This window comes from Lacinutrix undariae (genome assembly GCF_052934785.1).
On sequence record NZ_CM128809.1, the window covers coordinates 2,791,922 to 2,812,156 of the forward strand.

20 protein-coding genes are annotated in these 20,235 nt (G+C 31.9%); 10 read left to right on the plus strand and 10 right to left on the minus strand.

The features are described 5' to 3' along the window. Positions 1-102: 102 nt before the first annotated feature. Together ACU4C5_RS12475 and ACU4C5_RS12480 are read left to right on the plus strand one after the other, a co-directional pair. On the plus strand, positions 103-687 hold the full coding sequence (locus tag ACU4C5_RS12475) for an RNA polymerase sigma factor (RefSeq protein WP_446844540.1): 585 nt from the start codon (positions 103-105) through the stop codon (positions 685-687). A gap of 57 nt (positions 688-744) precedes the next feature. Continuing rightward, positions 745-885, plus strand: coding sequence for a hypothetical protein (locus ACU4C5_RS12480; RefSeq protein ID WP_446844541.1), 141 nt, complete (start codon positions 745-747; stop codon positions 883-885). A 25-nt stretch (positions 886-910) separates the two neighbouring features. On the opposite strand, the gene ACU4C5_RS12485 is transcribed toward ACU4C5_RS12480, so the two are convergent. After that, a complete protein-coding gene (locus ACU4C5_RS12485; RefSeq protein WP_446844542.1) occupies positions 911-1,570 on the minus strand; it encodes an endonuclease III domain-containing protein in 660 nt (219 codons plus the stop codon). Positions 1,571-1,605: 35 nt separating this feature from the next. Here ACU4C5_RS12485 and bcp point away from each other — a divergent pair, with 35 nt between their 5' ends. Beyond that, positions 1,606-2,061, plus strand: coding sequence for a thioredoxin-dependent thiol peroxidase (gene bcp, locus ACU4C5_RS12490; RefSeq protein WP_446844543.1), 456 nt, complete (start codon positions 1,606-1,608; stop codon positions 2,059-2,061). 66 nt (positions 2,062-2,127) lie between these two features. Here bcp and ACU4C5_RS12495 read toward each other — a convergent pair whose 3' ends face one another. Further along, positions 2,128-3,579, minus strand: coding sequence for a TonB-dependent receptor (locus tag ACU4C5_RS12495; RefSeq protein WP_446844544.1), 1,452 nt, complete (start codon positions 3,577-3,579; stop codon positions 2,128-2,130). Between the two features lie 92 nt (positions 3,580-3,671). Between ACU4C5_RS12495 and ACU4C5_RS12500 the strand changes: the two genes are divergently transcribed. Both ACU4C5_RS12500 and ACU4C5_RS12505 read left to right on the plus strand, forming a co-directional pair. Further along, positions 3,672-4,433 (plus strand): MBL fold metallo-hydrolase, encoded by a 762-nt coding sequence (locus ACU4C5_RS12500; RefSeq protein ID WP_446844545.1) that lies wholly within the window; start codon positions 3,672-3,674, stop codon positions 4,431-4,433. Between the two features lie 3 nt (positions 4,434-4,436). Then, a complete protein-coding gene (locus ACU4C5_RS12505) occupies positions 4,437-4,934 on the plus strand; it encodes a hydrolase (protein ID WP_446844546.1) in 498 nt (165 codons plus the stop codon). 9 nt (positions 4,935-4,943) lie between these two features. Here the strand turns inward: ACU4C5_RS12505 and ACU4C5_RS12510 are convergent, their stop codons facing one another. The 5 genes from ACU4C5_RS12510 to ACU4C5_RS12530 form a co-directional block, all read right to left on the minus strand. Then, positions 4,944-5,594: an alpha/beta hydrolase gene (locus ACU4C5_RS12510; RefSeq protein WP_446844547.1), complete on the minus strand. Its 651-nt coding sequence runs from the start codon at positions 5,592-5,594 to the stop codon at positions 4,944-4,946. 6 nt (positions 5,595-5,600) lie between these two features. Further along, positions 5,601-5,927: a DUF4870 domain-containing protein gene (locus tag ACU4C5_RS12515; RefSeq protein ID WP_446844548.1), complete on the minus strand. Its 327-nt coding sequence runs from the start codon at positions 5,925-5,927 to the stop codon at positions 5,601-5,603. A gap of 3 nt (positions 5,928-5,930) precedes the next feature. Continuing rightward, a complete protein-coding gene (locus ACU4C5_RS12520; protein WP_446844549.1) occupies positions 5,931-7,184 on the minus strand; it encodes a dihydroorotase in 1,254 nt (417 codons plus the stop codon). After that, entirely contained in the window at positions 7,181-9,106 is a 1,926-nt protein-coding gene (locus tag ACU4C5_RS12525; protein WP_446844550.1) for a BatA domain-containing protein, read from the minus strand. Before ACU4C5_RS12525 ends, ACU4C5_RS12520 begins: the two co-directional genes overlap by 4 nt. 73 nt (positions 9,107-9,179) lie before the next feature. After that, on the minus strand, positions 9,180-10,223 hold the full coding sequence (locus ACU4C5_RS12530; protein ID WP_446844551.1) for a glycosyltransferase: 1,044 nt from the start codon (positions 10,221-10,223) through the stop codon (positions 9,180-9,182). Between the two features lie 61 nt (positions 10,224-10,284). Here ACU4C5_RS12530 and ACU4C5_RS12535 point away from each other — a divergent pair, with 61 nt between their 5' ends. Next, positions 10,285-12,168: a M61 family metallopeptidase gene (locus ACU4C5_RS12535; RefSeq protein WP_446844552.1), complete on the plus strand. Its 1,884-nt coding sequence runs from the start codon at positions 10,285-10,287 to the stop codon at positions 12,166-12,168. A 66-nt stretch (positions 12,169-12,234) separates the two neighbouring features. Here the strand turns inward: ACU4C5_RS12535 and ACU4C5_RS12540 are convergent, their stop codons facing one another. From ACU4C5_RS12540 to ACU4C5_RS12550, 3 genes are read right to left on the minus strand one after another with little or no spacing between them, the layout of a single operon-like run. Next, complete coding sequence (locus tag ACU4C5_RS12540; protein WP_446844553.1) at positions 12,235-13,014, minus strand: TIGR02757 family protein; 780 nt, start codon at positions 13,012-13,014, stop codon at positions 12,235-12,237. A 6-nt stretch (positions 13,015-13,020) separates the two neighbouring features. After that, complete coding sequence (locus tag ACU4C5_RS12545) at positions 13,021-13,401, minus strand: RidA family protein (RefSeq protein WP_446844554.1); 381 nt, start codon at positions 13,399-13,401, stop codon at positions 13,021-13,023. Between the two features lie 2 nt (positions 13,402-13,403). Beyond that, positions 13,404-16,181 carry a putative LPS assembly protein LptD gene (locus ACU4C5_RS12550; protein WP_446844555.1) on the minus strand — a complete coding sequence of 926 codons (2,778 nt, stop codon included), beginning with the start codon at positions 16,179-16,181 and terminating at the stop codon, positions 13,404-13,406. An 87-nt stretch (positions 16,182-16,268) separates the two neighbouring features. On the opposite strand from ACU4C5_RS12550, the gene ACU4C5_RS12555 reads away from it, so the two are divergent. Genes ACU4C5_RS12555 through ACU4C5_RS12570 form a run of 4 tightly spaced genes read left to right on the plus strand, consistent with a single transcriptional unit; the run spans position 16,269 to position 20,223 of the window. Next, on the plus strand, positions 16,269-17,387 hold the full coding sequence (locus ACU4C5_RS12555) for an N-acetylmuramoyl-L-alanine amidase family protein (protein ID WP_446844556.1): 1,119 nt from the start codon (positions 16,269-16,271) through the stop codon (positions 17,385-17,387). A gap of 56 nt (positions 17,388-17,443) precedes the next feature. Further along, complete coding sequence (locus ACU4C5_RS12560) at positions 17,444-18,406, plus strand: MlaD family protein (RefSeq protein WP_446844557.1); 963 nt, start codon at positions 17,444-17,446, stop codon at positions 18,404-18,406. Between the two features lie 15 nt (positions 18,407-18,421). Beyond that, a complete protein-coding gene (locus tag ACU4C5_RS12565) occupies positions 18,422-19,741 on the plus strand; it encodes a 4Fe-4S dicluster domain-containing protein (protein WP_446844558.1) in 1,320 nt (439 codons plus the stop codon). A 35-nt stretch (positions 19,742-19,776) separates the two neighbouring features. Further along, positions 19,777-20,223 carry an LNS2 domain-containing protein gene (locus tag ACU4C5_RS12570; protein ID WP_446844559.1) on the plus strand — a complete coding sequence of 149 codons (447 nt, stop codon included), beginning with the start codon at positions 19,777-19,779 and terminating at the stop codon, positions 20,221-20,223. The last annotated feature ends 12 nt before the right edge of the window (positions 20,224-20,235 follow it).

Below are 20,235 nucleotides of genomic sequence, written 5' to 3' on the forward strand. Positions count from 1 at the left end.
TGGTACTTAATCAATTATAAACTATTCGCCTATAACGTAACATTACTTTTAAAAATTGTAACCCCGCAAAGAATATTTTTCCTTGCACTTAAAGTAATGATTATGAAAAGCAAACTTATCACAGATGCTGTTTTAGTAAGGCAATATATTGAAGGAGATGAAAACGCTCTATCTACACTAATAACTAAGCACAAACAAAAAATTTATAGTTTTATATACTCTAAAGTATATGACAGAGATGTTACTGAAGATGTGTTTCAAGATACCTTTATTAAGGTTATTAAGACTTTAAAACAAGGGAAATACAATGAAGAAGGAAAGTTTTTACCTTGGGTGATGCGTATTGCTCATAATTTGGTAATTGATTATTTTCGAAAAAATAAGCGTATGCCAAAATTTGATAACTCAGGAGAATTCAGCATATTTTCTGTATTAGGTGATCCGGCTTTAAATGCTGAAAAACAATTGATAAAAAATCAGGTAGATTCTGATGTAAGACGACTTATTGAGGAGCTTCCTGAAGATCAAAAAGAAGTATTATATATGCGTATATATAGAGATATGAGTTTTAAAGAAATATCAGACAATACAGGCGTAAGTATTAATACCGCATTAGGGCGAATGCGTTATGCGTTAATTAATTTGAGAAAAGTGATTGAGAAAAACAATATTATTTTAACAAATTAATATAATAAAGAAAGTTTAACTGCGTTATTAGAGATATATGAAACCAAAATCTTTAAAATGGCAAAACTTTACTCTAAAAAAATTATTAAAAACAATTTAAATCCAAAAGAGGAAACTGTGAATTTCCTTTTAAATTACTCAAAAGCTTTAAGTGTTGTAAATTATAAACAACTACAGTTTGAAACTGTATTAAATTAAATAATAAAAAATCCTGATGGTTACATCAGGATTTTTTTGATTTATAATAATCATTAATCACTGTTGCGCGTCCAATAGTTTTAGTAATAATATCTTTATCTAAATCCCAACCTCTCGCTGGAGAATATTCACGCCCATACCAAATAATTTGAAGGTGTAAATCGTTCCATAATTCTTTAGGAAATAAACGTTTGGCATCTTTTTCTGTTTGCACTACATTTTTTCCGTTAGTTAAATTCCAACGATACATTAATCTATGAATATGTGTATCTACAGGAAACGCAGGAATTCCAAAAGCTTGAGATAATACAACAGCCGCAGTTTTGTGACCAACAGCTGGCATTGCTTCAAGGGCTTCGTAGGTTTGTGGGACAATTCCGTTATGTTCTTCAATTAAAATTTTTGATAATCCATGGATACCTTTACTTTTCATGGGAGATAAACCTACAGGTCTTATAATATCCCTAATTTCGTCTACCGAAAGTTTTACCATATCATAAGGGTTATCGGCACGTTTAAAAAGCAAAGGTGTTATTTGATTAACACGCACATCTGTACTTTGTGCAGACATTAACACGGCTATTAATAAAGTGTATGGATCTTTATGATCTAAAGGTATAGGAATAGTTGGATATAACTCTTTTAATGTTTTTATAACGAAATCTACCTTTTCTTGCTTGGTCATAAGTTGTATTTTTGTAAAAATCAAAGTTAACAATTATGACGAAATTACAACCAGGAGATTCAGCTCCAAATTTCACTTCAAAAAATGAACAAGGAGAAACGGTCTCTTTATCTGATTATAAAGGAAAAAAATTAGTAATATTCTTTTATCCAAAGGCGAGTACACCAGGTTGTACGGTTGAAGCTTGTAATTTAAGAGATAATTATGAACGTTTTCAGGCTTTAGGCTACGAGATTTTAGGAGTTAGTGCTGATAGTGAGCGCCGCCAATCAAATTTTAAAGCAAAACATGAGTTTCCTTATGCATTACTTGCTGATGAAGACAAGACTGTAATTAATGCTTTTGGCGTTTGGGGACCAAAAAAGTTTATGGGTAAAGAATATGAAGGTATCCACAGAACAACTTTTGTAATTGATGAAAATGGTATTATTGAAGATGTTATTTTAAAAGTAAAAACTAAAGAACATACCAAACAAATCTTAAAATATTAAAGGTAGAGTATATATCAAAAAAAAAGGCGTTCATAAATTATGAACGCCTTTTTTTATATGTGTTTTTTATTCTTCGTGAATAGTTTCTTCTGCTTCACACTTAAATAAACTTTTCTGTTTAATTAAAGAAGATACTCCTGATGGTAATAATTTTTCCCATCCAGCTTCACCATTAGTTATCATTTTTAATACTTTTCTAGAGAAAATAGTTAAAGAGTGATGATCGTAATCTGTGATATCAACTACTTTACCATTGTATTTAAAGAATTTAAACAATTCTTTCATTCTAGGATGTACTTTTAGGTTTTCACTATTAGTAATTGATCCGTCATCGTTAAGCATCGGGTAGAGGTAAACTCTTAAATCTTTAAAGAATAATTTACCAAAAGCTTCAAGAATACCACCACTTAAATGACGATAATATTTCTCGTCAAAAATATCTACAAGATTATTAACTCCCATGGCAAGCCCCATTCTGTTTTTAGAATATTGTGAGAAATATTCTACTAACTTATAGTATTCTTGAAAGTTAGATATCAATACCGTATGACCTAATGAACATAGCAATTCGGCTCTGTCCATAAAATCTTGTTCATCAATTTCACCTTCTGCTCTAAGATTAGATAGTGTAATTTCAAAAATAACTTGAGTTTTATCAACGTCAACTTTATTTTCTTTAATAAACATATCGTATGATTTCTTGTACATATCGATATTTACTTTAGTTACGGGTCTAAAACTTCCGCGTAAAGCTAAAATGTTTTTCTTATATAAAACTCTTGCAGGTAATACGTTATTTCCATCAGGAGCAAACATTACAGCATCTGTCATTCCGTTTTTAACTAACTGTAAACTCATTAAACGGTTATCTACAGATTCAAAAACAGGTCCAGAAAAATTGATAGTATCAATTTCTAGTTGGTCTTTATCTAAATGATCGTATAAATATTTAAGTAGTTTTTTAGGTTCATTATATTTATAAAACGCCCCATAAATAAGGTTTGTTCCTAATACACCTAAAGTTTCTTGTTGTAATCTCGCATCAGTTTCTTTAAAACGAACGTGAAGAATAATCTCGTTATACTCCTGGTCTGGTTCAATTTGATACTTGATACCAACCCAACCGTGTCCTTTAAATTTTTTAGCAAAATCAATAGTTGCTACCGTATTTGCATACGAAAAGAATAACTTATTAGGGTGACCGTCGCGTGTTAAACGTTCTTCCATCAACTTAACTTCGTGATTTAACATCTTACGCAAACGCGCTTCTGTTACATAACGTTTATCTTCTTCTATACCATAAATAGCATCACTAAATGCTTTATCGTAAGCAGACATTGCTTTGGCAATAGTACCTGAAGCTCCACCGGCTCTAAAAAACTGACGTACAGTTTCTTGTCCTGCACCAATTTCAGAAAAAGTTCCGTAAATGTTTTCGTTTAAGTTAATTCGTAACGCTTTCGTTTTTAACGAAGGTACATCATCAAATTCTCTATCTCCCTTTAAGGTTATCTCCATTTTTAAATCTGGGTTATTTATACCGTACAAAGGTATTAAATTAGCGTGGTAAACAAAAAAATAACATTATTTTTGTTTTCAAACTTTTTACATTGAAAATTACATTTTTAGGAACCGGTACATCACAAGGTATTCCCATTATAGGAAGCACTCATCCTGTGTGTTTAAGCGATAATCCAAAAGATAAACGCTTAAGAGTTTCCATTTTAATTGAATGGGAGAATTATGCATATGTAGTAGATTGTGGTCCTGATTTTAGGCAGCAAATGCTAAAAGTTAATCCAGATCATTTAGATGGTATCATTTTTACTCACGAACATTCTGATCATACCGCAGGATTAGATGATATTCGTCCGTTTAATTTTAAACAAGGCGATTTACCAATTTACGCACATAAACGAGTAATAGATGCTTTAAAAGAACGCTTTGCTTATGTTTTTGAAACCGAAAACAAATATCCTGGTGCACCAGGAGTAATTCCTTTTGAGATTACAAACACGCCTTTTCAATTAGGAAATATTACGGTAATGCCTATTGATGTTTTGCATCATAAATTACAGGTTTTTGGATTTAGGTTTGGTGATTTTGCCTATATCACGGATATGAAAACTATTGAAACTGCTGAAATTGAAAAATTAAAGGGCTTAGATGCTTTAGTTATTAATTGTTTACGGGTTGAGCCACATCAGTCACACTTAAACATGGAAGAAGCTTTAGCTTTTATAGATGTTGTAAAACCTCAAAAAACCTATTTAACTCATATTAGTCATTTATTAGGTTTTCATGATGATGTTCAAAAAAGTTTACCAAAAAATGTATTTTTGGCTTACGATAACTTAGAAATTAAAATTTAGATTATGAAGAATAGAATTTTTATGTACTTATTTGTGTTTTCATTACTCCTTGTTGTATTTCAATATGTGAGTTCTAAAAACATTATTAAAAGCTATGACGTTAAACTTACAAAAGCTTTAGAGGATAAAAATATCTATAAAGACTCTCTTCAAATAATGGCAGATAAGCAAACGGATGTCTATAGTTTCAATTTTGATACTAATGATGATGCGATGACTTATATTGAAGATAGCGGTTATAAGATTTCGGAGTTTGTTCCTTATATAAAAGACGAACTTTTTAACTTAAATATCTACGAAAGTGAAGATCATCCGTTAGTGCCATACGCATCAATGACAAAAAACAGAATGACTATTGATAATGTCAAACTATTAAATCATAAATGGATTATAGCAAGTTTTACAGATGGTGCTTACTGGGGAGAAATGCTATTAAGTTATGAGATTTACGAAGGTAAACTTAACTTTAAAGTTTTAGCATCTACTTTATACAATAATTAGAAACCCGTTTTAAATACGGGTTTCTAACCATGTTTTAAATTCATAAAAGTTTTGTGGCGCAACACCGTGACCTACAGGAAACTCGTTGTACACATGTTTTATGCTTAGTTTCGATAAAAATTCAGGTATTTTTCTAGCCCAATCAACAGGAATTACTTGATCTACACTTCCGTGAGAACAATAAAAATCTAAGTTAGTATAAGTTTCTGGCTTTAATTCATCAGGAAAAATATCTTCACTAATATATCCGCTTAAAGCGATAATGTTTTTCAATTTATCAGGATAGGTAAGCGCTACAGCGTAACTCAAAATACTTCCTTGACTAAACCCTAATAGGGATACATTATCCTTATTTACAGGATAAGCCTCGCAAGCTTCATCTATAAAAGCAGCAATTGCATCTCTAGATTTTACAGCTTGTACGTTATCATTCCATTTATTTTGTTCGGCATCAAAATTAATTGCATACCAAGCGTTTCCGTAAGGTTGCATTGGGTATGGCGCTCTTACTGAAATAATAAATAATTCTTCTGGCAATTCTTGAGCGAATGAAAATAAATCATTTTCATCACTTCCGTAACCGTGACATAATATTAATAAAGGCGCATTTTCTTTTAAAGTTGACGGCCTTGTTATGTGGTGCAAAGATAAGTCTGACATGTATAATTATTTAACAGATGAAAACCATTTTTGAAAAAACTCACCAACTACAGGTATTGGTTTTGCTTCTTCTTTAATTGCCATAACAATACCAAAAATCCAACACAATAATGTGACAGCCCAAAGTACGGTTCCTGCCCAACTATTAATGTATTTTTCAACACTATTAGATAGTAGTAGCATAACAATTAAACCTAACATTTGGCGAATATGGAAAAATGTAAATTCGTTACGCTTTTCTAAATTCATAACGATAGAAATAATTAATCCTATAAATGTTAAGTAGCTTACTACTGCTAATTTTTTTCCTTCTTTTATATCTAGTTTATTCATGTTTTAATTTAAAATCAATTGTTTATTTGCGTAAATACCTATGACTTTCCCTTGCAATTGTTTGTTTAGAAAACAACTGTTTTTTGAGGTAGAAATGATATGCTCTTTTGTAAATGTATAAGTGTTATTAGGCAAAAACAGACTCACATCTGCAGTTTCACCAATTTGTATGGTAGTTGTTTTAACACCAAAACGAGATTTCCCGTTTGTAAGTGCATTTACAGTTTCTGATACTGATAATATGGTTTGTAATGCACCAAAAGTAGATTCTAATCCAATGGTTCCGTAAGCAGCATAATCAAACTCTATTTTTTTATGTTCAATATCAATAGGGTTGTGGTCGCTAGTTACCATATCAATTGTGCCATCTTTTACACCTTCAATAAGTGCGTCAATATCGGTTTGTGTTCGTAATGGCGGATTCACTTTTAGCAAGGTATCAAAAGTAGTTAATTCTTCGTCTGTAAGAATTAGATTATGCACAGCTACACTACAAGTGACGTTAAGTCCTTTTTGTTTTGCTGCGCGAATTAACGCTACCGAACCTGCTGTTGAAATAGTTGGAATATGTAATTTTCCTTCGGTATATTCTAAAATAAATAAATCTCTAGATATTTGAAGTTCTTCAGCCAATGTTGGATTTCCTTTTAATCCTAACAACGTACTTGTTACATTTTCGTTCATAACACCTAAACCAGAAATTCTAGATTCCTGAGGAAATGAGCAAATCAAACCATCAAAATTACTCGCGTATTGTAAAGCTATTTTTGTAAGATTAGGATTTTTTATTGGTTTTTGATAATCGTAAAAAGCAACTGCACCAGCAGACTTCATGTCATATAACTCCGCTAAATCTACACCTTCGCTACCTTTTGTAAGTGCGCCAATAGGGTAGAGGCTAACAGGGTTTCCAAAAGATTTTGCCTTTAAAAAAGTAACATTCGCATTGGTATCAATTACAGGATTGGTATTTGCATTTACTGCAACACTAGTAAAACCAGAATGTGCAGCCGTTTTTAATCCGTTATTAATCGTTTCACGATCTTCATAACCAGGTTCTCCAAAACTTACGCTACTATCAAACCAACCTTGAGAGATATGAAGGTTGTCATGTTTAATTTCTGTATAATTATCAGTATTGGTAATGTCTTTAGAAATCTGAGTAATAATGCCGTTTTCAATTAAAATATCAACTGTTTGATTATTAAAATCACTTTTAGGGTCAATTACCGTGGCAGATTTTATGAGTACGTTCATTTAAGAAGTTTTAAGATGAGCATTTCAATTACTAAAAAAGTCAGTGCAAAAATAACAAACCATTTCCATAGCTCATTAATATTTGTAGCACTTTTTATGTCATTTATTGCAGTTATGATCGAGTTACTTACTGTTGCGCCTTCTATCGTTTTGAGATTGTAATAGTTAAGATTACTTTCATCACGATTAAAATTAAAGCTTAGGTTTTTTAGGCGCGTATCTTTATTATAGATACCAATTATTCCGGCAACATCAGGATATTCGTTTGTAGTTAACGCCACTTTATTAGTGAAAGTTTGTTGTAACGGAATTATAGAATGGTCATTATTTTTAAGCGTTAGGATGTCGTCTTGTGCTAATTTAGCGCTAATATCTATAGTGTTATTGGTGGCAATTGTGTAATATAATTGTGATATTTTTAAGCTCTGTTTTCCTATATTATATAGAATAGGAACAATTAACGGGGCGTTTTTAAAGTTAGAATTTTCGCTATTTAATGCTGCTGAAAACACATACATTTTATCTGCAGAAGATAAGAAAGAATCTCCGTTTTCATAGCTTAAAATTGAAGCAGAATTAACGCTAGAAAACTTATAAAACCTTTGCACTTTTGGATACTGAAAATTGCTTACTTTTTTATCGAAAACTTGTTGTAAAATAGGGTGAGAATAATTAATAGATGTCACCTTTTTTTCTTCGGAAATTAAAGTTGAAAACTTAGAAGTATTATGATTTTTAAGTGTCTGATTGTAAGAAATTAAATCAATATCACTTGAAGGGATAATTAAAACAGTTCCACCATTATTAGTGAACGCTTTTAAAGCTGTAATTAATGGATTAGGAATGGTTTTTAACTCGTTAAGAATAATTAAGTTTTGATCGTTAATTATATTGTAATTTAACGCCTTAAATTGTGAAGATAAATAGTTAAATTCATCCTTAGTATATATCTTTTTTAAGAAGCTGTCATCGGCATCATTTATCGCTAAAACATTAATATGTTCTGCTTGTTCTAAATTAAAAAATAAGCTATTATCATATTGTAAATTTGCATCTTCAATAACTAGTTTTCCGTTAAAAGAATTTTGCAACGGTAAGGTGAAAGTCGCAGAAGATTTATCGGTAATTGCAACGGCACTTTTAGCTATCAATTTTACATCGTTAAATACAGAAATTGGTAAATTTTCAATAGCAGATCCTTGGTTTGATAAATTAACAGTCAACTCAATATTTTCACTGGTTTTCTTCGAAATATATGCCGAATCAATTGCTACGTTATTGGTGAGTTCTGGTTGTAGTTGCACTAATTTTAAACTAAACGTACTATCTATAACGGTATTAAAATCTTCTGTTTTTTGTTGAAAATCAGAAATCATAATTAAATGCTTTAGCGACTGATTGTCTTTTGAAAACGCTTGTTTTCCTTTTAAAACCGCTGCATCATAAGTTAATTGACTTGGTGCGTATTGTAATTGAATAAGTTCATTTTTAATAGCCTTTAATGTGGTATTTGGAAAATAAACATCATTTGTAAAAAAACTTATGGTTTCGTTTTCATCAACCGACTCCAATAATTCTTGAATAGCAGCGTTTAAGAGTGTTCCGTTAGCACCTTTAGCTTGCATACTAAAGGAATTATCTAAATAAATTACGGTTTCACTTTTAGTATTAAATTGCTCGTTATTTGAAAAATAAGGTTGTGCAAAGGCAAAAATTAACCCAGCAAGAATTAACATTCGTGTAATTAAGGTGAGCCATTTTTTTAACTGTGAACTTTTACGTGTTTGAGAAATAAGGTCTTTTAAGAACTTTACGTTAGTGAATTCTACTTTTTGAAAACGACGGAGTTGAAATAAATGGACAATAATAGGAATGATAAGCAGAAATAATACGTAAAGAATTTCGGGGTGTTTAAACTGCATCCTATTAAGTTAATTGTACAATATTCAAATATAGAAAATGCTAAGCAATTTGATGGTTTGGATTTTGAGAAATTTAACAAAAGAAAAAATAATCTTCCATAGTTACCATGTTTAGACTTTTAAAGTGATCTGTTATTTCTTGTTGCGCCTCTTCATTTGCAACTGTTACAATACATTGAGGATGGATTAATTGATTTAATGAACTAAAATGAAACAACTCTATATCGTAAATTTTATGACCAATTTTTTTAGGATTATCACAGAGCCATAAAAACGAAATTCCTTTCTTTTGTAGTAATTTAGCTACTGTTTTTCCTTTTTTTCCTGCACCCCAAAGCGTAAGTGGGCGAGTAGCGTTGTAATTAAGTTCTAAAAAATAATCGAGTTTTAAATCTATAAAATTATTATCTGCATAATTAGCATCTGTTCTAGAGGCTCGCATACTATAATCTCTCCAATGTAACCCTAATTTATCAGTAGCAATACACTTGTAGCCATGTTTATAAAACCTGAAAGCTAAATCGTAATCTTCGGGATATCTATTAGGGTTAAATGCATTGCAAGCTACTAAATCGCTATGATAAACCATCCAGCAAGGTGAAGGAATAACACATTCTTTATAAATCTCGGTATAATTTTTTCCTGTAGAGATTAATCCATTTAACCAACGTTCATAGCGTGCAAAACCATCTCCTAGATTGTTAGCGCTAAAATAATTGATAAGTCCTAAAGCCACATGCTGTCTTCCGTGTAAACGTAAATCAGATACCATATCATGTAAACGGTGATTTGGCATAAGGTCATCACTATCCATTCGGGTGATAAATTCACCATTACACTTTGGAAACGCATATAAAAGTGCTGCTATTAGGCCAATACCATCACTATTAAACAGTCTAATTCGAGCATCTTTTTCCGCGAAAGCGTTAACAATATCATAGCTATTATCGGTAGAGTGATCGTTAATAATCAATAATTCCCAATTAGAATACGTCTGATTTAAAATCGAAATAATGCATTCCGGTAAAAATTCCGAAGTGTTTTTAAAAGGGGTTAAAATACTAACTAAACCATACTGCATCTTGCTAAGATAATAATTACCTGTTTTTAACGTCAACTTTAGGCTGTTAATTCTTACAAAACCTTAAATTTGTAACTTTAAATTTTAAAATTAAAACATGAAAAAACTATTTACAATTGTAAGTTTTAGTATGTTGTTTGCTTCTTGTGGTTCTGCCAAAAAAAGCGCAAGTGATTTAGCTGTAAACAATGCAATTACAACATCTTTAGACTTAACAGCAACTACAAACGATAAGGTTCCTGTGGTGATTAATCCAGGACGTTTTACTCAAGATACTGTTACTTTTAGGCTACCTAGAGTTGTACAAGGAACGTATTCTATAAGTGATTTTGGTGCGTTTATTGACAATTTTAAAGCTGTTGATTACGACGGAAACACCTTAGACGTTGTGAAAGTTGATACAAATACATGGCAAGTTGTTAATGCAACAACGTTAGATAAAATCACGTATTTAGTAAATGATACTTTTGATGTTGAAAGTGATGATAAATATCCAAGTTTGTTTTCTCCAGGAGGAACAAATATTGAACCGAATAATTACGTATTGAATTTACACGGATTTGTAGGATATTTTGATAGCTTAAAAAACAATTCTTACACGGTTGATGTGACTGCGCCAACTAGTTTTGTGCGTTCTTCTGCATTACAAACTATAAATACACAAACTAGTGAAGATGGGTTAGTAACGACTACAACTTACGCTGCACCACGTTATTTTGACTTAACAGACAATCCAATGATGTATGGTGATTTGGATGTTGAAGAGTTTATGGTTGGTGATATTAAAATTGTATTAAGTGTATATTCTCCAAACAAAACGCATACTGCTGCAAGTTTAAAAGAGACTATGTACGAAATGATGGAAGCTCAAAAGCAATATTTGGGTGATATCAATTCTACACCACGTTATGATATTTTCTTATACTTATCTGACGGAAAAGGTGCTGCTCCAAAAGGGTTTGGTGCTTTAGAACATCATACATCTACCGTAGTAGTTATGAGAGAATGGGCAACAAACGAAGCGCTTTCAAAAGGTTTAGTTGATGTGGTATCTCATGAGTTTTTTCATATTGTAACACCACTTTCAGTACATTCTGGAGATGTTCATTATTTTGATTATAATACTCCTACATTTTCAAAACATTTATGGATGTATGAAGGTGTTACCGAATATTTTGCACAACATTTTCAAGTGTATGAAGGGTTAACAACACCTGAAGAGTTTTACGAAACTATTGATAGAAAAATTACAAGAGCTGGATATTATGATGATACAATGAGTTTTACTGTAATGAGTGAAAATATTGTAACACAACCTTACGAAGATAACTACCTTAATGTATACCAAAAAGGAGCTTTAATAGGGATGTGTATTGATATTATGATGCGCGAAGAAAGTAATGGAAACCGTAGTATGCTATCGTTAATGAAAGAATTATCTGTAAAGTATGGTAAAAATAAACCGTTTGATGATGATACGATTATTGAAGACATCACTGCGATGACTTACCCAGTTATTGGCGAATTTTTGCACACACATATTGAAGGAACAACACCTATTAATTATGCTGAATATTTAGCGAAAGTAGGTTTAACTTTTGAAGTAACAAAAACCGAAACTAACTACATACAAACAGGAAAAGGTTTTATTTTAGACGCTAACGAAGAGCAAAAAGAGATTTTCTTTACTAAAGATGTTTTAGATAATAGTTTTTGGGCAGAAAATGGCGTAAAAGAAAACGATATTTTAAAATCTGTAAATGGTACTGAAGTATCTTTAGCAAATGCAAGAATGATGATGGGAACAATGTATCGTTGGGAAGCAGGAACTACTGTAGATATTATACTTGTACGTGCTGGTAAAGAAGTGGTTTTAAAAACCAAATTAACACCAACTTTTACAACTGTTGAAAAGCTAGCAGAAAACCCTAATGCTACAGATGCACAAATAGCACTTAGAAAAGTGTGGTTAAATAAATAAGATTACAATCTATTATATATTGAAGAATGCTCTAGAAAGTAAAATTTTTAGAGCATTTTTTTGTGCTTAAAATTTCTCAAAAACACCCAAACCGAATAATGCAAAATCATACTTTACAGGGTCATTTTTATCAAACGAGCGTAATACGGTATCTAATTCAGCTAAAGCTTTGGCGTCGTTTTGTTTTCGTGTTAAGATACCTAATTTTCTAGCTACATTTCCAGAATGCACATCTAATGGGCAAGAAAGTTGGCTAGGGGATAGTGATTCCCAAATTCCAAAATCTACACCACAATTATCTTTTCTTATCATCCAGCGTAAAAACATGTTAATGCGTTTTGCTGCCGATTTTTTTAAAGGATCGCTAATATGTTTTTGAGTACGTTGTAAATGTTCAACCTCAAAAAAAGCAGCCTTAAATTGATGTATTGCAGGTTGTAAGCTATCCTTTGTGGCGTGTTTTTTAAATACAGTTTCTAGTCCGCCATGTGTATTATAAATATGCTGTAAGCTATGTATAAATTGAATAAAATCGTGACCGTTAAAAGTACGATGCACAAAAGGGAGTAAGCGTTCTAAATCGCTTTCTTTGTGATTAATTATAAAATCATGAGGTGCATGATCTAATAGTTGCATCATTGAATTAGCATTTTTAATAATACTTTTTCGGTTTCCCCAAGCAATTGTAGCTGCTAAAAAACCAGAGATTTCAATATCTTCTTTTTTACTGAATTGATGCGGAATTTGTATAGGATCACTACCTATAAAATCGGGATTATTATAGAATTCTGCTTTTGTGTTTAAAAAATCAGAAAGGTCATTATGGTTTAAGATAGTTTGTGACACTTAAGGTTATTTCACAGCAATCATGCTAATTTCAACATTTACAAATTTTGGTAAATTGGCAACTTCAATAGTTTCTCTTGCTGGCGCAGTTACTTCATCAAAATAAGTACCGTAAACGTCATTAATAAGTGAGAAGTTATGCATATCACTTATAAATATAGAGGTTTTAATCACGTTATCAAAAGTCATGTCGGCAGCTTTTAAAACAGCTTTCATATTTTCCATAACTTGTTTAGTTTCGGTTTTAATATCATCAATAACCAATTCCATGGTTTCTGGATGTAATGCAATTTGGCCTGAAGTGTATAGTGTATTTCCGCTTAAAACGGCTTGATTATACGGTCCAATAGGAGCAGGAGCGTGTGGTGTATTTATAATTTTTTTCATAACTATAGTTGTTGATCGGCTTGTTTGCGTTTATCGTATTTAAGATCTTTAAGTAAGCTAGATTTAATTCCGATAAAGAAATTCCAAGAACTTCTAGAGCTAAAAGGAATCCAGCTTAAGTTCATTTTCCAACTTAAAAGATCACGTTCAAAACGTAATTGTGTATATGAGAAACCATTATTTTTAAAATCATAACCTGAAGATGCTCCAACCGTCCAACGTGGTGCAATTTCAACATCACCAGAAAACATTAACGAGTGTGATGATATTTCGTCTTGTCGTGTAGCATTAGAGTAATTTACGGCGTAAGCAACACGTAAAGTCCACGGAATTGCATAATTGTATAACTCAGATTTCTTCTGTTCTTTCTCAGATGTATCATCTGTTAATCGTGTGTCTGCAAAATCTTCGGCACGTCCAAATAAATCATCAGATCGTCCACCATTTCTTAAGTTTTCTTCACTAGATGCTTCATCTCGTTTTTCGTCTCTTCCTGAGAAGGTGTTGTTAGATAAGCTATAACTTAAATTCATACTTGCAGACGTTAAACGGAATAAACTTCCACCGTTTTCAATATTGAATTTATCAATTTTTGTATTGTTATTATTTAGTGCATAAGGATCTAGAGTAGCTCCAAAATTAATGCTCATTTTGCTGTCAAAAAGTTGTGTTCCTCCTGAAACTTTTAACGGACTCCATTGTAAAGAATCTCCTGCAAAATTATATGCTGTAGAGAAATTAAAACTATTAAGAAGTGTTATTTTTTCACCCTCGGTAGCTGTTGAGTCTTTTGAACGTACTTTTGCTTCTAAATTATTAGAAAGTGAAAACCCCATTGAACTTGAGAAATTTTGGTTTGGCGCACCATATAATGATTCATCAAACCTACTGTATTCAACTTCACTAGAAGTGGTTCCATCTGCATCAACAATTTCGTAACTTTCATAATATTTATCAAAACTAGGGTTAACACTGTAGCTTATTGATGGTCGCATAACGTGGCGAATAGCTTGTATTTTTGGGTCTTTTCCTTCGCTTTTAAAATCGTACATCCCGTAAATCGTTGTTCCAATACTTGTGCTAAAATTATACGTACGGTAGGCATCAAAGTTATTTCTTTCAACAGTTATAACAGCTTCTTCAGAGTCGTCATAATATTTTTTAACTGTGTTTAATGTCCAATTTTCTTCAAAATTAGTACTTGCAGAAACACTAAAGTGTTTAAAAACTTTAAAGTTTGTGCTTAATGGAATACTATGTTTCACACCCACTTTAGCATCATCAAACATTTCGCTTTTAAAGAATAATGAATCTGTAGTAGAAATACTATTTTCACCTCTCACTGTATATTGAAAGTTTATATTCTGAATCAACCCATTTTTACTACCTTCTTTTGGAGCAAATGGATATACACGTCCAACACTAGCTTGTACTGTTGGGAGCGTCATATTTATAGCCTTGGTGTTTGTGTTTTGAGAGTGTGTTGCAGTAACACTTAAATTAGTTTGCGGTTCACCATCAAAAGTTTTAGAATAAGCAATGGAAGAGGATAAGGTGTTATTTAAAAAACTTGAGGCGTTTAATTGATTTACTGATTGTTGATAATAATTACTACTACCAAGGTTTACAGAGGCAGAAAAACGTGAACTAGGATTTGCTTTTGCATCTTGTGTATGCGACCACCTTATATTGTAAATTGTGTTTTTTGCATAATCATCAAATCCGCGTTCACTAGTTAATAGGTTTTCATACCTAAAACTAAAGTTACCTTTAAATTTATAACGTTTGGCATAGTTAGATTCTATACGTGTAGCATAACTTCCGTTAGTGTAATAATCTCCAAGAACTGCTAAGTCTAAATAATCACTAATAGCAAAATAGTATCCACCATTTTGTAAAAAGTAACCACGATCGTTGTTTTCACCAAAAGAAGGGAAAATTACACCCGAAGTTTGTTTATCACTCATTGGGAAATATGCAAACGGTAATCCTATTGGAGTTGGTACATTATATATAAATAGGTTAGTTAACCCAGTTACAATCTTTTTTCCTGGAACCACTTTAGCTTTTCGCATTAGAAAATAAAACTCAGGATCATCTAAATTTTCTGAAGTTGTAAATTTCCCTCTATGTATAAAATAAGTAGAATCGTTTTCCTTTTTAGTTAACTCCGCTATAATTGTTCCACCGCTTTGTTCGGTTTTAGAATTAAAAATTAAAGCTTTTTGGGTTTTCGTATTAAAAACAATAGAATCGGGTTCCACAACATTTTCACCTTGTTTAAAAATGGGCGCTTGAGAGTAATTCCCTAAAGAATCTTTAATTCTACCTGCATAAACCAAGTTTTTACTGTAATCTATTACAATAATACCTGCTTTAATTTCCATATCACCGTAATAAACTTCGGCTTCATTATAAAGTCTAATTTTTTGATCATTTTGGCTCATTGCCACATAATCTTTAGCTTTATAATTAACAATATCGGTAAGAAATTCTTTTTTCTTCGGAATAGAATCAGAAACAATAGAGTCACCTTCCTTAATATTAAGTGGTGCTTTAAATAGAGAGTCTGTGCTGATTACTTTGAGATCTTCAGGTATAGAATCATTTTCAATCTTGGGTGCAATGGTAGCTTTAGATTTTGGTAAATCGTTCTGACCATAGCTAAGAGTGTTAAAGGACACTATAAAACTTAGGATAAAAAGTATTTGAAAGATGTTTGTACGCAACGCTTTTAAATGTATTTTTGTAAAAGTATGGCTCGGTTTTTGAAAAGTCAAAATTACATATATTTTTTTGGATTAAAGACTATTCAAATGAATTTTAAAAATTAAAATAAACCGCCATTTTTAGACGTTAAAATATTTATGAGAACGCATACAATCACAACATTCGTATTAACCATAGTGATAATTACATTTTCTTTAACATCTGCAACCGCTTTTCAACAGAAGAATAGCAAGTTTGTAGTGGTTTTAGATGCCGGTCATGGAGGTAAAGATCCCGGGCGTCCAACAAATTACGGTTATAAAGAAAAAGATATTGCCTTAAAAATGGTATTAGCTGTAGGAAAGCTTTTAGAGAAAGATCCTACAATAAAAGTGATTTATACTCGAAAAACTGATGTGTTTTTAGAGTTGCATGAGCGTGCAAAAATTGCGAATAAAGCAGATGCAGATTTATTTGTATCTATACATTGTAACGCACATAACTCACAAGCTCACGGATCTGAAACGTACGTTTTAGCAACTAGAGCCGATAATAAAAACTTCAATATCGCAAAACAAGAAAACGAAGTAATATTCTTAGAGTCGGATCATGAAACACATTATGAAGGTTTTGATCCTAATTCACCTGAGTCTTTAATAGGACTATCTATTTTACAAGAAGAATACCTAGATCAAAGTATAAAATTAGCTCGTGCTATTGAGGATAATGTAAAAGGAAAACTTAAGCGTAAGAGTCGAGGTGTTAAACAAGCTGGTTTTTGGGTGTTACACAATACGTATATGCCAAGTATTTTAATTGAAACAGGATTTATTACTAATAAATCTGAAGGTGATTACTTAAATTCTAAAAAGGGTCAAAACGAAGTCTCAACATCTATAAGTGGTGCGATTTCTGCTTATAAAAAGAGTTTAGATCAAAACTTAGGTGAAAACATATATGAGGATACACCATTAAGTATTGAAGATGTTATTGCTTCAAAAGAAATATATAAAGACGTTACTTTTAAAGTTCAAATTTCAGCAATTTCAAGAAAATTAGCTCCAAAAAGCTATAATTTTAATGGATTAACTCCAATTGAGAGGGAAAAAGTAGGTGGTTTGTATAAGTATTACTTTGGGAGTACTTCAGATTATAATGAAGTTAAACAACTTCAGGCTAAAGCAAAAACGAAAGGCTACACAACTTGTTTTATTATCGCTTATAAAGACGGAAATAAAATTAGTGTTTCCGATGCTCTTAAAAGTAACTCAAATTAGAAACATTCTTTATATATTTATTCCTAATTTTGTAAGCAACTAAATATAATTACACTTTGAAAATCACAAGAGAAATTAAAACAGCAATACTCGTACTTTCGAGTATCGTATTACTTATATTTTTATTCAATTATTTAAAGGGACAAAATCTTTTAACTTCTTCAAGAACTTATTATGCATTATATGATAATGTTGAAGGTTTAGCATCGTCAACACCAGTAACTATTAATGGGCTTAAAGTAGGGAAGGTGCAAAGTATTTCGTTTACCGAAGATGGTACTGGAAAACTTTTAGTGGCTTTACAGGTTGATAATGAGTTTGAGTTTTCAAAAAACAGTAAAGCCGAATTATATGACGCCAGTTTAATAGGGGGAAAAGCAATTGCAATTGTTCCTGCATTTGATAAAGCAGAAAACGCTAAAGACGGTTCGTATTTAGAAAGCTCTAGTAAAGACGGATTAAGTGACATGGTAACTAAAACATTATCGCCTTTACAAGCTAAAGTAGAAACTATGATGGTTAGTGCAGACGCATTACTTAATAATATAAATGATGTATTTGATGCAGATACTAAAGAAGGCCTAAAAAAGGGTATTGCCGCTTTAGATGAAACAATTCTTACATTTAAAGGAACAGCTAATTCGTTAAATGCTATCGTAAAGAAAAATGAATCTAGCTTAACAAATACTTTAGCTAACGCTGAAAACCTTACCGGAAATCTTTCTAAAATCACAGATTCAATCGCTATGGTTGATATTGGTAAAACAATGCGAGACCTTCAAAATACAATGCACAAATTTGATGCTGTAATAGCAGGTATTGAAAATGGAGAAGGTTCTGTAGGAAAATTATTAAAAGATGATGGATTGTATAATAATCTAGAAGGTGCTTCAAAACAAATGGAAGAACTTCTTGAAGACATGAAATTAAACCCTAAACGTTACGTGCATTTTTCATTATTCGGGAAAAAAGCAAAACAATATGACGCTGAAGGAAACGAAATTAAATCTAAAGACTAAACACGTAATCATAATATGAATTTTATTCCTAATATACTCTTTGCAATAGCACTTATTGCTGGTTTTGGTTATTTTACTTACAATGTAAAAAAACTTATTCGTAATATTAAATTGGGTCAAGATGTTGACGTTAGTGATAACACGTCTCAACGTTGGAAAAACATGGCTATGATAGCTCTTGGGCAATCTAAAATTGTAAAAAGACCTGTGTCTGGTGCGCTTCACGTTATTGTTTACATTGGTTTTGTTATCATAAATATTGAAGTTTTAGAAATTATTATTGATGGATTATTTGGTACACATCGTATTGGATCTGAAGTTTTACCAAAAGCAGTATACGGTTTTTTAATTGGTACTTTTGAAATTTTAGCCACATTAGTTTTTGTTGCTGTAATTATCTTTTGGATACGAAGAAATATCATAAAAATAAACCGCTTCTTTAAATCAGAAATGAAAGGCTGGCCAAAAAGTGATGGTAACATCATTTTATACTTCGAAATGGTGTTAATGACATTATTTTTAGTCATGAATGCTACAGATCACCATTTTCAAGAGGTTATTGATTCTGGAAACATTATTAGTCAATACATTTACCCTTTATTTTCTGGATTATCTGAAGGAACATTAGTAGTTATAGAGCGTAGCGCATGGTGGTTACACATTTTAGGGATTTTGGTGTTTCTTAATTACTTATACTTTTCAAAACACTTACACATTTTATTAGCATTTCCAAACACATACTACGGAAGCGTAAAGCCAAAAGGACAATTCAATAACCTTGAAGCGGTTACTGCCGAAGTGAAAATGATGATGGATCCAGATGCAGATCCGTTTGCTGCAGCTCCAGAAGGTGCAGAAGATGAAATGCCTGCAAAATTTGGTGCTAGTGATGTGCAAGATTTAAATTGGGTGAGCCTTCTTAATTCATACACATGTACAGAATGTGGACGTTGCACAAGTGAATGTCCTGCAAATCAAACTGGTAAACAATTATCACCACGTAAAATCATGATGGATACCCGAGACCGTTTAGAGGAAGTAGGGAAAAATATCGACGCTAATAAAGGCGAATTTAAAGATGATGGTAAACAATTATTAGATGATTATATTACGCGCGAAGAACTTTGGGCATGTACAAGTTGTAATGCTTGTGTAGAAGCTTGTCCTGTAAGTATTGATCCATTATCTATTATTTTAGAAATGAGACGCTACTTAGTAATGGAACAAAGTGCTGCGCCAATTGAACTTAATAATATGATGACTAATATTGAGAATAATGGTGCGCCTTGGCCTTATAACCAAATGGATCGTTTAAACTGGAAAGACGAAAACTAAACAGCAGCAACAACACACACTAAAAATAACAACTCATGAAAAGAGAAGACGCAGATCAGTTATTACACGAAAAAGTAGAAGCTGGTGAAAAAATAAGTCCAGTATTACCTGAAGGTGTAAAAAACTATTTGATTGATATTGATGGAACAATTACCGAAGATGTACCAAACGAAGAGCCAGAACGTATGCAAACCTGCGAACCTTATCCAGATGCATTAGCAACTTGTAACAGATGGCATGACGACGGACATATGATTTGTTTTTTTACATCACGTACCGAAGAACATCGTGCAGTTACAGAAACCTGGTTAAATAAACACGGCTTTAAATATCATAGTTTACTAATGGGAAAACCAAGAGGAGGAAACTACCACTGGATTGATAACCATTTAGTAAAAGCAACACAATACAAAGGTAAATTTACAGACCTTGTGGAAAAACAAGTAAAAATAGAAGTGTTTGACGATGGTCATCACGATTAAATAAAATCTAAT

What these genes read in the sequence shown, in the direction of transcription:
- ACU4C5_RS12475 (WP_446844540.1), top strand. Translation starts at nt 103, where the DNA reads ATGAAAAGCAAACTTATCACAGATGCTGTTTTAGTAAGGCAATATATT.
- ACU4C5_RS12480 (WP_446844541.1), top strand. Translation starts at nt 745, where the DNA reads ATGGCAAAACTTTACTCTAAAAAAATTATTAAAAACAATTTAAATCCA.
- ACU4C5_RS12485 (WP_446844542.1), bottom strand. Translation starts at nt 1,570, where the DNA reads ATGACCAAGCAAGAAAAGGTAGATTTCGTTATAAAAACATTAAAAGAG.
- bcp (WP_446844543.1), top strand. Translation starts at nt 1,606, where the DNA reads ATGACGAAATTACAACCAGGAGATTCAGCTCCAAATTTCACTTCAAAA.
- ACU4C5_RS12495 (WP_446844544.1), bottom strand. Translation starts at nt 3,579, where the DNA reads ATGGAGATAACCTTAAAGGGAGATAGAGAATTTGATGATGTACCTTCG.
- ACU4C5_RS12505 (WP_446844546.1), top strand. Translation starts at nt 4,437, where the DNA reads ATGAAGAATAGAATTTTTATGTACTTATTTGTGTTTTCATTACTCCTT.
- ACU4C5_RS12510 (WP_446844547.1), bottom strand. Translation starts at nt 5,594, where the DNA reads ATGTCAGACTTATCTTTGCACCACATAACAAGGCCGTCAACTTTAAAA.
- ACU4C5_RS12515 (WP_446844548.1), bottom strand. Translation starts at nt 5,927, where the DNA reads ATGAATAAACTAGATATAAAAGAAGGAAAAAAATTAGCAGTAGTAAGC.
- ACU4C5_RS12520 (WP_446844549.1), bottom strand. Translation starts at nt 7,184, where the DNA reads ATGAACGTACTCATAAAATCTGCCACGGTAATTGACCCTAAAAGTGAT.
- ACU4C5_RS12525 (WP_446844550.1), bottom strand. Translation starts at nt 9,106, where the DNA reads ATGCAGTTTAAACACCCCGAAATTCTTTACGTATTATTTCTGCTTATC.
- ACU4C5_RS12535 (WP_446844552.1), top strand. Translation starts at nt 10,285, where the DNA reads ATGAAAAAACTATTTACAATTGTAAGTTTTAGTATGTTGTTTGCTTCT.
- ACU4C5_RS12545 (WP_446844554.1), bottom strand. Translation starts at nt 13,401, where the DNA reads ATGAAAAAAATTATAAATACACCACACGCTCCTGCTCCTATTGGACCG.
- ACU4C5_RS12555 (WP_446844556.1), top strand. Translation starts at nt 16,269, where the DNA reads ATGAGAACGCATACAATCACAACATTCGTATTAACCATAGTGATAATT.
- ACU4C5_RS12565 (WP_446844558.1), top strand. Translation starts at nt 18,422, where the DNA reads ATGAATTTTATTCCTAATATACTCTTTGCAATAGCACTTATTGCTGGT.
- ACU4C5_RS12570 (WP_446844559.1), top strand. Translation starts at nt 19,777, where the DNA reads ATGAAAAGAGAAGACGCAGATCAGTTATTACACGAAAAAGTAGAAGCT.